This window comes from Desulfoconvexum algidum (assembly GCF_055382125.1).
The window spans coordinates 6,083,739-6,097,083 of sequence record NZ_AP042394.1 but is presented as its reverse complement, the minus strand read 5'-3'; the positions used below and the strand labels follow the sequence as shown (position 1 = coordinate 6,097,083).

10 protein-coding genes are annotated in these 13,345 nt (G+C 46.1%); all 10 read right to left on the bottom strand.

The annotated features are described in order from the left end of the window. Nucleotides 1-9 precede the first annotated feature (9 nt). A complete protein-coding gene (locus tag ACZ45G_RS27415) occupies nt 10-2,160 on the bottom strand; it encodes an ATP-binding response regulator (RefSeq protein ID WP_464173763.1) in 2,151 nt (716 codons plus the stop codon). Further along, nucleotides 2,157-4,403 (bottom strand): ATP-binding protein, encoded by a 2,247-nt coding sequence (locus ACZ45G_RS27410; RefSeq protein ID WP_464173762.1) that lies wholly within the window; start codon nt 4,401-4,403, stop codon nt 2,157-2,159. Before ACZ45G_RS27410 ends, ACZ45G_RS27415 begins: the two co-directional genes overlap by 4 nt. 8 nt (nt 4,404-4,411) lie before the next feature. Then, nucleotides 4,412-5,311 carry a PhnD/SsuA/transferrin family substrate-binding protein gene (locus tag ACZ45G_RS27405; RefSeq protein ID WP_464173761.1) on the bottom strand — a complete coding sequence of 300 codons (900 nt, stop codon included), beginning with the start codon at nt 5,309-5,311 and terminating at the stop codon, nt 4,412-4,414. Between the two features lie 82 nt (nt 5,312-5,393). Then, the gene (locus tag ACZ45G_RS27400; RefSeq protein ID WP_464173760.1) at nt 5,394-6,818 is read right to left on the bottom strand and encodes a TolC family protein; all 1,425 of its coding nucleotides are present in this window, start codon (nt 6,816-6,818) and stop codon (nt 5,394-5,396) included. A gap of 13 nt (nt 6,819-6,831) precedes the next feature. Next, the gene (locus ACZ45G_RS27395; protein WP_464180035.1) at nt 6,832-7,563 is read right to left on the bottom strand and encodes a putative bifunctional diguanylate cyclase/phosphodiesterase; all 732 of its coding nucleotides are present in this window, start codon (nt 7,561-7,563) and stop codon (nt 6,832-6,834) included. A gap of 9 nt (nt 7,564-7,572) precedes the next feature. Further along, complete coding sequence (locus tag ACZ45G_RS27390) at nt 7,573-8,856, bottom strand: IS4 family transposase (RefSeq protein WP_464180033.1); 1,284 nt, start codon at nt 8,854-8,856, stop codon at nt 7,573-7,575. Between the two features lie 130 nt (nt 8,857-8,986). Continuing rightward, nucleotides 8,987-10,165 (bottom strand): diguanylate cyclase domain-containing protein, encoded by a 1,179-nt coding sequence (locus ACZ45G_RS27385; RefSeq protein ID WP_464173759.1) that lies wholly within the window; start codon nt 10,163-10,165, stop codon nt 8,987-8,989. A gap of 289 nt (nt 10,166-10,454) precedes the next feature. Then, nucleotides 10,455-11,060 (bottom strand): M15 family metallopeptidase, encoded by a 606-nt coding sequence (locus ACZ45G_RS27380; protein WP_464173758.1) that lies wholly within the window; start codon nt 11,058-11,060, stop codon nt 10,455-10,457. Between the two features lie 5 nt (nt 11,061-11,065). Then, nucleotides 11,066-11,548 (bottom strand): hypothetical protein, encoded by a 483-nt coding sequence (locus tag ACZ45G_RS27375; RefSeq protein ID WP_464173757.1) that lies wholly within the window; start codon nt 11,546-11,548, stop codon nt 11,066-11,068. A 71-nt stretch (nt 11,549-11,619) separates the two neighbouring features. Then, a complete protein-coding gene (locus ACZ45G_RS27370; protein ID WP_464173756.1) occupies nt 11,620-13,344 on the bottom strand; it encodes a uracil-xanthine permease family protein in 1,725 nt (574 codons plus the stop codon). Nucleotide 13,345 lies beyond the last annotated feature (1 nt).

Below are 13,345 nucleotides of genomic sequence, written 5' to 3'. Positions count from 1 at the left end.
TCGCCACCCTTACGCATTCCCAAGCAGTCTATTTATACAGGTTACATAGTCGATATTTTTACAGGGTTTTGACAGGTGATCGATATACGGATCTTTTTGTCTTAATGCCGTAATAGACTCTAAAAAATTTATGTTGCCGGAAATAAAAAGGATGGGAACCGTTTTGTTTGTTTTCCGGACATGATGATAGATATCCATGCCCGTGAGTTCGCCAGGCAGACTATAATCAAGGCTGATAAAATCATATGTATTTGTATTCAACAAGTCTATTGTATCCTGCCCGTTATCGGCAATATCCACCTTATGATTTAAGGGTTCATGGGTCAGTATGCAATACTGGACATCTGAAATGGCCTGTTCGTCCTCAACCAGGAGGATATATTTTCCAAAATAATTTTTTTCTTTTTTAGTTTCTTCTTTAATTTCTGTTATTTCTTCAGCGGTTAGCTCTTTTTTAATGATCGAAAAGGCCATCGCCACCTTTGTCCCCTTTTTCAAGTCAGAATGAATCGAAATAGTGCCGTTATGCTGCTCAATATATTTTTTCACATTAGACATGCCATAACCGGTCCCCTTAATGCCGGGTTTATACATTCCGCTTTTATCTTTGGTGCCTTTAAGGGTAAAGGAGGGTTCATAAATGTTGCTGAGAAATTCAGCCGGGATGCCGCACCCGTTATCTTCAATTTCTATAACAAGATGATCCTCCTGATGACCGGTTCGGATAATGATTTCCGGCTTTTGGGTAAGACTTAATGCATGGATCGAATTTAGAAGCAGATTGACAACAGCATGTTCGATCATGCCGGAATCTGCCAGAAGTTCAGGAATACCCGAAGTATATTCACGAATCACACGGATTCCTTCCAAATCTTTTTTTAAAAGGGTTATAACGAGCTCCATTTTCTCATCAATTGAAAAGAATTCCTGCTTGGGTTCCTGGTCTTTGGCAAAGGCCACAAGATTTCTGGTCATATTTTTTCCGCGAAGGGTCTGCTTAAAAATTAACTCCAGCTTTTTTTTTGTCTGGATATCCTGGCATTTCCGCAGGGCCAGTTCTGAATTGCCCATGATTACGCCCAGAATATTATTAAAGTCATGGGCCATTTTCCCGGCAATCTGACCTACCAGAGCCAGTTTTTCAGTTTCTGCCGCCATGGAAATGGCTTCAACTTTTTCTAACTGGAGTTTTTCCTTTTCTTTCTCGGCCTGCTTGCGATCGGTAATATCCTCAAAAATAAGGATACCCGCAGAAATGATGCCATCTGAATCACGGACCGGGGCAGCATTGGATAAGATCCATTTTTCCTGGCCCCTGGCATTGCGGATGACGAACTCCTCATTCCTGATAATCTCGCCTTTTGAAGTTGCCCTGAAAAGCGGCAGGTCTTCCGGGGTATATGGGTTTTCATCCGCTTGAAAGGCCTGCCAATCCAGGTCATGCTTTGTTTTTCGATTGGCTGGGCAAAACAGATGGGCATTTTCCAGGATGCGGGATGCCGAAGGATTGGCCCAACGAATGGAAACATCTTTTGCCTCCGAGATGATGATGCCAGCCGGCGAATGATCAAGAGCAGTCTTCAGCAAGGCGCCGAGGTGGTCGTTCTCTTTTGTTTTTTTTCTGACCATGTCGTCCAGATTTTTAATTCGGTACTGAACCTCACGAGCCAACTCCCATTTTCGGGTCAGGGAGTGGGCCATCTGGAGCACCTCCACATTGTCAAAGGGTTTTTTCAGGATCAGCAGGTTGTCGGTTTCTCCAAGCGCTCGGCAGATTTCCTTCCACGAGTAGTCAGCATATGCCGTGCAAAGTACAATCTGTAACTCCGGGCACTCTTTCCAGAGATGGCGGATGGTTTCAATGCCGTCCCAGCCCGGTGGCATGCGGCCGTCCACAAATGCAAGGGCATAGGGGCTCTTCTCGGATTTGGCTTTTTGGACCAGATCAAACCCCTCTCTGCCCTGAAAAGCGGAGTCTATTTCAAACGGGACCTCTATCCTGGTTTCCCTCTCGGAACCAAAGAGCATGGATTCCATGTCTAAAAAGCTGTCATCCAAGACTTTGGCTTTCATCAATATTTTGTGAAAATCTTCATGGATTTCAGCATTGTCATCGATTATCAGTATCCGTTTAACTGGAAGGCTTTCACTGAATGTCATGGGTTTTCTCCTGGATGAAACGGTAGTTCAAGGGTAAAGGTTGCGCCAAGGCCGAGACCGTCACTGTGGACGGTCAGACTGCCACTGAGTCCTTTGGCGGCAATGGCCCCGCTGTGCAGGCCAAACCCGTGTCCTGTCTTGCGTGTGGTAAACCCATGCTGGAAAATACGGGTCAAATTTTCAGGCAGGATACCAGTTCCGTTATCTGAAACCTGAAGACTCAAATGATCAAGGCCGGAGGGGAAAATTTTCAACGTGATGATTTTTTCTTTCTCCACCCCAGCACATGCGTATTTGGCATTGTTGACCAGGTTCAGCAAAATCTGAAGAACCTGGTGCTTGTCCACGGTAATCTGCGGGACCTCTTGATATTGACGATGTACGGTGATTTCATGCCGGGACAATGCCTCGGTATTGAGTTTGAGTGCATCCTCCATTAATTGTTCCGGTGGGATGGTTTCAAGAAAACCCGAGACACGACCATAGGTCTGCTGCATGGTCACAATTTCTTTGATGTGGTCAATCCGTTGGTGCAGCGCTTGGGTTTCCTTTAAAATAAGATGCTGTTCTTCCTTAAGCACAGGAGCAAGAGAAATCAGGTAGGCCGGAATCTGCCGGCCCCTGGGGTCCTGCGTAAGAAATTGACCCAGGCTGTTTTCCGATTGGGCCATCAGGTCTGTCAGTTTGGTGATATTTGCGATACGGGATTCTCGGACCTGATTCATGATCAGGTTGCAGGAAACATTGACGCTGTTCAGTACATTGCCCACATTGTGAAGCACTCCGGTGGCCACTTCAGCCATGCCCGCGGCCCGGGACATTTCCACAAGGGAGTTCTGGGCTGCAGCCAGTTCGTTCAGGGCCTGTTCCTTGGCCGTAACTTGTGATTCAAGCTCCCGGGTCCTTTCCAGGACCCGTTTTTCCAGGGTCGTTTTTGATTCCAGCAGCGCATCCCGAACTTGCTGGCGGGCAATGGTCGCACCAAGGATATCAGCACCCGCGCTCAGACTGTCCTTTTCAGCATCACCCCAGACTCGCTCCTGAATCAAGTCTTCCAGGGCCATGAATCCCCACCAGGTATCTTCTACAAAAATGGGAATGGCAATAATGGAGAGGATGTCCTGGTCCTCAAAAAAAGCCCTGATATCCGTGTTCATATCAGAAACCGGACCGCTGATGATCTGGTTCTGTCTGAGCAGTTTACTCCAATGTCCCCAACCACTGCCAGCATTAAAAAATTTCTGCACATCCGGAAGTATTGATCTTGAAATCGTACCTTTTGCCGCCCATTCGTACTGTTGGTCAACGGTTAAGCGGCCGGCATCATCCCTATGGCTTGTAAAGATAACCACCCGGCCAACCTCGGCAGAAAGTCCGATTTTGGCCAGAACCGATTCAATGGTGCCTTGCCAGTGAGAACTCTTCATGAACTGCTGGGCAGCAAATCGGACACTCTCGAGTATCCGGTCCCTTTTTTGCAACGCATCTGCCATGGTATTAAAGGATGCCGCAAGATTGCCCAATTCGTCTTGTCGGTTCATCTTTGCCCGTACGGAAAAATCACCGCCCGCCAGTTTTTCTACAATACCGCGCAGATTCAGGATGGGCCGGATTAGCCATGCCGCATAGATAAGGGAGATCAGAAAACTGAAGAGGAGGCAGCCCACTGCCAGCATAACGGTATTCCTGTAAAGGGTCTGGACACTTTGATCATAGCCCTTCAGGGAAAGCCCCACATGAATCCAGCCCCACTGAATGCCGGAGTAATCAAAGGGTTGGGCAAAGTGAAAAACCCTTCGGTTGAACAGGGGCACTGTCTCGATGCCGTTGCCGGGTTTCCGCTCCTGGGGCAGCCAGTATGCATCGGCTTCAGGATCAGCTCTCCAGCCGCTTTGCTCAATTATCAGGGACAATCCAGTGTTTTTCATAATGATTAAAAAATCAAGGTCAGGGTCGCCGGCCAGCATGGTTTGAGCGGCACTGACCACACTGGCAAAATCTTCATTAACGGCTGCACCGGCAGCCACTTCATGCAAGGATACAGCCACGCCGTTGGCTTTGGATTTCAGACTATTAACAAAATTCTTTTTTTGCTGAGGAATGGTGACCAGAACAAAAACAGCCAGTGTGATCATGGTGATGAACCAGGACAGCAGGGCTGCTCGTTGGGCGATGCTTTTGCTGGGCTTCCTGTTGTAATTTGAAGATTTGAAAATTTTGAAAAACTGCATAAACGCTTTCATAACCGGGCTCATTTGAACGGGCCGCTTTGAATCAAATGTTGATTTTTTATCAGGAATTGTCGGGTGCCATCCAAAATGGCCCCGGGCTGTTTTTCCATCCGGGAACTCCCAAATACATTGAGGACCTGCTGCCCCCCGGGTGTGGTTTGCAAAGCCAGAATGGCTGATATAAACCTCTCTCTGGAGGGGCCCTGCCATGTCGGCCGGAATATGAAAAAAGAGGTGACAAAAGGCGGCGAAACAGACAAAATGAGAAGATCCTTGCGCAATTGGGGATTGAGCTCGCAGGCCAGCTCAAAGGCACCGGTGGTAACGATAGCGGCATCGGCTTGACGGAAAAAGATTTGCAAAATGGCCTTGGCAGGACCATCCACATTGATCAGATTTTCAAGCCGGCTGTTGTCGGCTCCAGGAACATGTTCTGTCAGGACACTCTTTAACCATAATCGAGCCAGAAGCATCTGATATCCCTCGCAACTCACCAGCTTTTTATCCACCAATTTTCCCGGTTCCTTGTCAACAGTGCTGCGATGCACGATGATGGCATAGTTGACAAGGAAACCTTCTTCCCGGGCAGGCAGATATACAAACTCCGGCTCCAGTCCCAGACGTATGGAATCCTCAGTGGAAATTGAAACGGCATCGACCCGGTTATTCGTGTAGGCCTTGGACAAGGATTCAAATGAGCTAAAGAATTCCACTTCAGCTTTTTCTTTAAGCTTCTGCTCTTTGATGACGGTTTCAATCCATACCTTGATTGATGCCATAACATCATTTTGGTTAACGTTGTCAAAGGTGCTTGAAGACAAACCGATATGAAAAACTCCAGCATCTTTGTTCTCTGAAGTTTGTGCAACTATGCCAGCCGGAATCCACAACACTGCCAGAATAACTAAAAAAAATTTCAAGGGGTCTCCTTAAAGTAAAAACCGTTTAAGGGTTGCAATCCGTTCCAGTGCCGTGTACGGCGGGCCATAATGTTTTTGAACATTAGTTCTCCAGTTTTTTCATCACTTCGGTTCCGACGACCAGTGTCAGTTGGGACTGAAGGGCAATGTGTTCATAGAGCGCCTTGTAGTGCTGGGCAGACATGAGGGAATCCATTAACTGGGCGCGAATGACCTTCTCGGTATCCACTAACTCATGCTGATAGGCCCGGGTGTTCAAACTACGGTTTTCTGCAGCAGTTTTCATGGCTGCCAAAGTTGCCTTATACGATTTTTCAGCAGCATTCAGGGAAAGAAAAATATCCCTGATCTGAAGTCCGATACCCTCCTGGAGAAGGAATTGTTCCTCTTTGATTTTGCTTACCCGGGCCAGTGCTTCGGCAACTTTGTTCGTGTGCAGGAAACCGCTGAAAAGCGGAATCTCAACACCGATACCCACATTCCAGCCCTCTTTGTTCCGTTCCGTTGCCATGCCGCCGTCATAATCATTCCACCATTTGAAAAGATCTCCGGTCAGCGCCAGCTTGGGATAATGACCACTTTCAGCCAACTGCACAGCCCCCTCTGCCGCAAGAATGCCGGCCTCGACTTTGGCCCAATCCGGGTTGAACTGATAGGCAGTGCCGACAAGTTTGTCCAGCTGGTTCACAAATGGTGTAAACAGCATTTCCTTGTCTGCTGGTTTCACGCTGGAATACCATGGCATTCCCATGGTATTGGCCAGTGCGGCCTGGGCCATCAACTCGTTTTTTTCCAGCAGGGCGATCATGGCACGCAAAGACTCGACCATCACTTTGTTGTCCAACCAGTCGGTTTTCTTGACCCTGCCGCTCCCCTCTTTGTACATTGTCTCGGTGAGGCTCAGGGTCGTTTCCATGCGGGCCAGGGCATCCCGGCCGATCTGATGAATCGTGTTTGCCAGCACTGCCCCCCAATAAAGCCGTTTCACGCTGTCCATGATTTCAAGGTCAGTGCGTCTGGATTCCTGTTTCATCATCAAGACAAGACCCTCTGTCTGCTGCCGATACCCTTTTCGCATGCCGCCGTCATAAAGGAGCCAGGTGGCTTCAAGGGAAGCCCTATAAGAATCCTCATCCATTAATTTAACGTCCTGTTCGGGAACTGGAATACTGCCTACTATGGTTGTAATGCTTGAAGCGGGAAAAATAAAATTCGGAGATTCATCCATCCGCAAATAACCGCCCCGGGCATTGATCTGGGGCCAATAACCGGCCAGGGTCTGGCGGTGCTGAGCCTCGGCCATTTCTACGGCATAACGGGAAGCCGGGCGACGACGGTTGTTTTCCATGGCTTCTTGAACGCATGCCGCAAGGTCGGCCTCTTTCAGGATCAGTCCGTCATCGTTTTTTTGACTCGTTTGGGCATAGATCGGATGAAGTGTGGTAAACAGCATGATGACCACCCAGACAATCACTTCATTGACAGACACTTTGTTCCAAACCCGCATACAGGACTCCTTTTTATTTATTATCATTTTTTTCTGACCGTTGCTTTAAAAAAATGTCAGCCTGCTGTGTTGACAGGGGCCTGCTATAAAGAAACCCTTGAACTTCCTGACATTTTTTCCTTCGCAGGAAATCAGCTTGATCCGCTGTTTCAACCCCTTCGGCAACCACCCTCAGGTTCATGCCTTCAGCCATGGCAATGATGGCACTGATGACGGATTGATCTTGTATGCTGCCGCTGATGGCGTTGACAAAACTGCGATCAATTTTCAGGCAGTCAATGGGCATTTCCTTGATACGGCTCAGGCTTGAATAGCCGGTGCCGAAATCATCAACAGCTATACCGACATTCATTTTTTTGAGTTCATCCAGAATTTTAGATATCTCTTGTGTGTCTTTCATTAAAAGGCTTTCGGTGATTTCAATTTCCAGGTTTTTCGAATTCAGGCCGGTTTCGACAAGGACCTGTCGGATCATTTCTAAAAAATTTTTATGGATAAACTGTTTTACGGAAACATTCACGGAAATTTTTTTCAGGGGCAATTTCTGATCCACCCATTCTGCCAATTGTCTGCAGGCCGTTCGCATCACCCACTCACCAATGGCCACGATGAGTCCACTTTCTTCGGCAATGGATATGAACTCATCCGGCGGGACATTCCCCAGCTCCCAGTTGTGCCAGCGTAAAAGGGCCTCCATGCCGCTGAGTTCTCCTCTGATCAGATCAAATTGAGGCTGGTAGTCAATGTCATAAACTTAACGGCAAGGTTTATAATTCATGTAATGCTCGCGCTTGTTCACCTTGTGGTTTCGTTCGAATTTCCGTCCTGGCCGGATGGGTTCAGTCGCATATATGAAAACCGCATAAATTTGTTGAATTAACTGCGCTATTTTTTCAGCAGGTCTTTTGAAAAGTAAAAATAGCGTATCTTTGGACTTTGAAATGGCTTGAGTCATATTTAATTGTTGTTCCTGCTTGTCCTCTTCCCTTGTTTGTTTAAGAGCTTCTTGGGCTGGTGAAGCAAGAACCCAAATAAGATTTTTAGTGAAGACCTTCGAATGGAAATCTTGATAAACCGATAGTGAAGATTCCCCTGAGAAGTTTCCGACTTGAATGCGTTCCTTCATAAATAAATAATCAACTTCTACCGGCCAGCGTAGATGGTATAAATCTTTGAATATTTCTTGGGGAAATTTTTTTTCATCGGTTAGTGATGTGATAAGAACTTCAATTTGGCCGGTTTCAAGCTCAACACGGATGAGACGTAAGCGTAAAGGCAATATATCAAGCCCCATCTCCAGGCATTCTTTTTTTGATTGATTCGAAGCATGTAGATTTACAATAGTTTCGTTTGATCCCGATTCGATAAAGCTTTGTACTATTTTCCATTGTTTGGAAATCCTGGCACAAAAATTTCCACCACGCGATATTATCAGATTAAAAATCCAATATGCAGGATATCCCCGATCCAAGAGTAACAAATCGTTTGGCATCAAATTAAGCATGTGTTGGTGTAATAATTCTCTTTCACCGACATGATAGGGGCTGATAATGGCATCAATAGTTAATTTATTTAGGACATCAAACATTTGAGATACGCGTGCCATAGGAACCTCGGGGCCTTTATTTGGTTTCATCACTCCGAAATGATCTCTGATATCGTTATATTTAAATAATTTGAGAGTCGTACCATCTATCCCTAAGAGATTGAATCCGTGCCATGTCTTGATAATTTTGAAATGTTTATAGAAAAATTCGATCAGGTGCTGGTTGAGTTCAACAAAAGCAGAATATTCAAGCTTCCTACGTGCAAGACATAATGCCATTTTGGAGACCACAGCAACAGCGACATCTAATTTGAACAAAGCCTTAAAAAAATGGTCTAACTCATCTTGATATGATCCTTTCGGCAAGTTTATGAAATAAAGAAAAAGCATTTGAAAGGTGAGTAGTCGATGGCGTATAAAGTCTTTTGGAGATCTTTTGTGTCGATTAACAAAATCTTGAGAATATAGAATTTTTTTGAGAAATTTGATCAACTCGGCACATGTCTTGAAATGCAGCTTCCATGCCAACTATTGTATTTTCTTTTAATTTTTTTGACATTTTTTCTCCTTATTTTTATGATGTTAGACGCTCCAATAACATTCACTATTATACCATAAAAACCTATAAAATCAAAAGCTTATTGAACAATCTTAACTTTATGACATTGGGCTGGTAGTGCAATGAGAACTCATTCCGGTCAAAGGCTTGTCGAAGGTGGGTCTCAATTGTCATTCGTTTCAAGGCCCTGGCATTCATGGATTCCTGGTAGTAGGTGAATGTATTGGGGCCGATGCGTTTGGAATAATACATGGCAAGATCCGCATTTTTAAGCAGGGTTTCCAGAGTATCTCCGTCCTGGGGAAAGATTGCAATGCCGATGCTGGGGGTAACAATGATATTATAGCCATCAAGGGTTATGGGTTGAGCAAGGGTCTCTCTAATGCGCTTTGCAATTACTGCGGCATATTCCTCCTTATCAAGTTCCGGAAGAATCACCGTAAACTCATCCCCGCCCAACCTGGCGGCCATTTCGATTGTCGGCGACCTGGAAACAATATCTGATATCCGAAGGCATTTGATAATCCGATCTGCTGCAATTTTCAGCAGATCGTCACCAATGCTGTGACCCAGGGTGTCGTTAATCCGTTTGAAGTTATCCAAATCAATAAAGAGTAAAGCTGCCTTTCGCTGGCAGCGGTGCGCGGTTTCTATTACTTGCTTTAACTGTTCCATGAACAGCAAGCGGTTGGGCAGTCCGGTCAGGGTGTCGTAATAGGCCAATTGATTGAGCCTTCCCTGGATTTCACGGTTCAACTCCCACTTGCGGGTCAGTGCATGGGCGAGTTGAAGCACCTCCACATTGTCAAAGGGCTTTTTAAGGATAAGCAGGCTATCTGTTTCCCCCAGGTTCCGTCGGATATCCTGCCAGGAATAGTCTGCATATGCTGTGCACAGCACAATCTGCAACTCCGGGCTTTCCTGCCATAGATGTTGGATGGTTGTAACACCATCCCAACCCGGTGGCATCCGAAAATCTACAAATGCCAGGGAGTACGGCCGACCCTCAAGCACAGCCTGCTGAACAAGCCTAAGCCCTTCTTTGCCCTGGGAAGTACAATCCATTTCAAATACAGCAGGTAAGACGGTCTTGGTCTCTGATCCAAAGAGTTGAGCTTCCATGTCCTGCAGCTCATCACCCAAATTTTGGGGTTTCTCCAGTATTTTGGAAAAATCTTCATGAATTGAAGTGTTATCGTCAATCACGAGGATACGGTGGGATAGTTTTCTTTTGGATTCCATCTTGTATTGCCTTTTTGTCCGAAAGAAACCGATTCACTCGGCATTCCAGTCATACTTTTCCGATAAAACTCAATAGGACCTAAGCTATTTAGGATGGGAAGATGCTTTTGTCAAGCAAAATAGAGTAAAGAATCAAACAACTGAAATTTAAGTGATTACCTTCCGGGCAACGGGAATAAAAACCCAGGGCTGGACCGATTCTTAGTTTCATTAGACCGGGGTTTCTGGAGCGAAGCCAGATTTAAAAAAGGAATTCAGAACACAGATTTGGAATCAATGATTCCCATTGTCAGGGGTTATCAAAATGCTGCCAATCTTTTAAACGGTTCCAATCCCCCCCCCCCCAAGACCACCCTTTTTTTTTCAGGTAGACGGTTACTTTGGATTCCTTTGTCAGGGTTCCAGGCGATTGGGGGTTATACACAGCACCTTCCGGGCTGGTTTTTCCCGATTTGTAAACTGCTGGATTCTGAAATGGATTAATATCTATTGCCACCCCATATGAGTGATTTGAAAGGGTTTTCTTTCCCGCGATTTTTCGATAATTAAACATGGACGTATTGTTATCGGCCATTGATGCGTTATCGCTCCAGCCATATTTAACAATGGGAATACATTTGGCGATTAAAAATTTTTCTTGCTGCATTATCCTGAAAGATTCTTTGATATCTCCAACTTTATCCCTATGCAAAACAAGTTGGCCACGATGAATTTTTCCATCAAAAGAATAGTATGCTACATCGATAATCGTCAAATCTTCAATTATTTTCTCCGAAGCGCCTGTTCCCAAAATAGCTTCTTTAAAACTCATTTGGCTGTCAATAATTATTTCATCTGCGGCGTAAAGGGTTGCAAATTGGCAAACCATTATTAAACACAAAAGCATTTTTTTCATATGTTTCATTTCCTATGGGAGATGTGCTGCACGGCAATGAGCATTATGGTTGTCCCCCTCACAAGGGGGGTAACCAGTCGCCTGAGCAGCCCCAGGTGATTGACAAAGATAAACTGGACCAGGGATGAGGCAATGATCAAGGTCATGAGCAATGACATTCCGCCGGATTCAAGGGCAGAAATTCCCACGGCAATAAATGCCCCTGAGGTTCCCATTAAGAGAATATAGCCGGAGCCGAAACGCCAGACTCTTTTGGCCTGGAGAATGGTGGTGATACCGCTGATCACCAAGGCATAGAAGATAACACTGGCTTCCATGGATGCGGGCATGGCTGCACCCCGCAGGACAATGGCAGGTGTTAAAATAATTCCAGCTACAGAGAGCAGAACGGTCTGAAGAGCCAAAAGGCTTGATAAGCCCCATGGGGGAGATTCTTCAACATCAAATTTAAGCGGGTCATTTCCTGAGCTGCTGGTTTGAGATTCCATGGCTGATATCCGTATGGTTATGGGGCTTGATTGCCGGGTGGTTGCTTGTTTTTGTGCCAGATCATTGAATCCTAGGCGATAAATGAAATATAGGTGACGCCTGAAAGTTGGATATGACGTATGTCCCGGACAATTTTTGAAAGCAAAAACATCCCAAGATTTTGAATTGATTCATCACTGGCCGTCATCAAATTGCTCGGTGGGGTAAGGTTAACAATATCAGAGACACATTGTCCAATGATCGCCTCGGTAAACAGTCCCTGTTCAACCCTGGAGATTTTGAAGAGTACGGTATTATCCTTTTCCTTGATTTCCGAAATCAGGTGCATAAATGTCTCTTCACAGGCCAGCTCCATTCGCTTGATTTCCGATTCAGACAGCTTTAGCTGAGCAACGACTTCACCCAGGGCCAGAACCAGTTCCGGGAGGGCTTTTGGAACGGCGTCAATTGAAAATGATGCTTTTTGCCTGGGGGCCAGACGAATAAGGGCACTTAAAACAAAGGCGGTAAACCCGCCCATGGCCACTCCGTTTTGCAACAGAGGAGAAAGAGAACTCGGCATCAGGTCCGGGAAAAAAATCTCAGCTTCGGCAATCATTCCCACGGTAATGGAAACACCCATCATGAGCCCTGTTTGATTATTAAGCCCGGATTCTATGACCAGGCCAATACCTGAATAAAAAAGCATGGCGGCAATGGCTATGAGCATTCCCCCGATGACGGGGGGGGGCATATCCAGAATGATGGCGCCTGCCTTGGGAATAAAGGCCAGAAGTCCCAATAAAACAGCCCCGCAGATACCCACGGCCCTTGATGCCACCCCTGTCATTTCAATGAGAGGAATATTGTCACAATAGGTGGAAATAGGGGCTCCCCCCCCAAGACCGGAGAGAAGCTTACCCAAACCGTCGCAATAAAGCCCGGATTGAATTCGGTCATAGGAAATTTTTTTATCCCGCCGGGATACGGTTTGAACCAGCATGATATTTCCGGTTCCTTCGATACTGCCCGCCAGGGTCGCCATCAAAAATGCCGCGAGCAGGGGGAGATATGACAATTGAAAATCCATGACCAGACCGGGCCAGGCAATAGTTGGAAAACCAAACAAAGGGGAGGCATGAAAATGATGCAGGTCCAGCAGACCGAAAAAACTGGCAGACAGATATCCGGCACCCAAGCCGATTAATGGTGTCCACAAACGAATGTTACGGTTCCCGAAAATCATCAGTGCCAGGAGGGTTCCCATGGTAATTGTCCCCACCATATAGTTTGCCGGCGAACCAAAGCCTGTACTCTGGGCATTTCCGCCGTGCCAGAGTTCCAGCCCGATGGGAATAAGATTAACGGCAACCAGGATAATCACAATCCCCCCCACGGCCGGGGTTACAATATGCCTGAAAAACCGAAAAAAATAGGCGAACAAAAAAACAACTGGCACGGATAGAACCGTCATGGTGGCTACCAGGGCAAGTCCCCCCATTTTTGCGGCATCAATTGAGCAGGAAAGAAAAGCACTGTAAGACCCCATGAACAGTATAAAGCCTGTGCCCAGGTGTTTGAATTTAACCACCTGGATCAAGGTGCACAATGCACTGACCAGAATGGTGACAAAACAGGAGAAACGTATTTGCTCAGGAGTGGCACCGGTAATTTTTCCCAAAACATTGGGAATAAAAACAACAGCATCAAAGATCAGTGCCACATGGGTTACTGCCAAAAGAATGGTGATGCCCAGTGGCGGGGTTTCATTTTCCGCGTAGAGAATTTGATCCGGTTTATTTATAATGCTCGTCATT

Bases quoted from the DNA above. Each gene is read 5' to 3' on its own strand.
- ACZ45G_RS27415 (WP_464173763.1), bottom strand. From the start codon at position 2,160: ATGACATTCAGTGAAAGCCTTCCAGTTAAACGGATACTGATAATCGAT.
- ACZ45G_RS27380 (WP_464173758.1), bottom strand. From the start codon at position 11,060: ATGAAAAAAATGCTTTTGTGTTTAATAATGGTTTGCCAATTTGCAACC.
- ACZ45G_RS27400 (WP_464173760.1), bottom strand. From the start codon at position 6,818: ATGCGGGTTTGGAACAAAGTGTCTGTCAATGAAGTGATTGTCTGGGTG.
- ACZ45G_RS27385 (WP_464173759.1), bottom strand. From the start codon at position 10,165: ATGGAATCCAAAAGAAAACTATCCCACCGTATCCTCGTGATTGACGAT.
- ACZ45G_RS27410 (WP_464173762.1), bottom strand. From the start codon at position 4,403: ATGAAAGCGTTTATGCAGTTTTTCAAAATTTTCAAATCTTCAAATTAC.
- ACZ45G_RS27370 (WP_464173756.1), bottom strand. From the start codon at position 13,344: ATGACGAGCATTATAAATAAACCGGATCAAATTCTCTACGCGGAAAAT.
- ACZ45G_RS27375 (WP_464173757.1), bottom strand. From the start codon at position 11,548: ATGGAATCTCAAACCAGCAGCTCAGGAAATGACCCGCTTAAATTTGAT.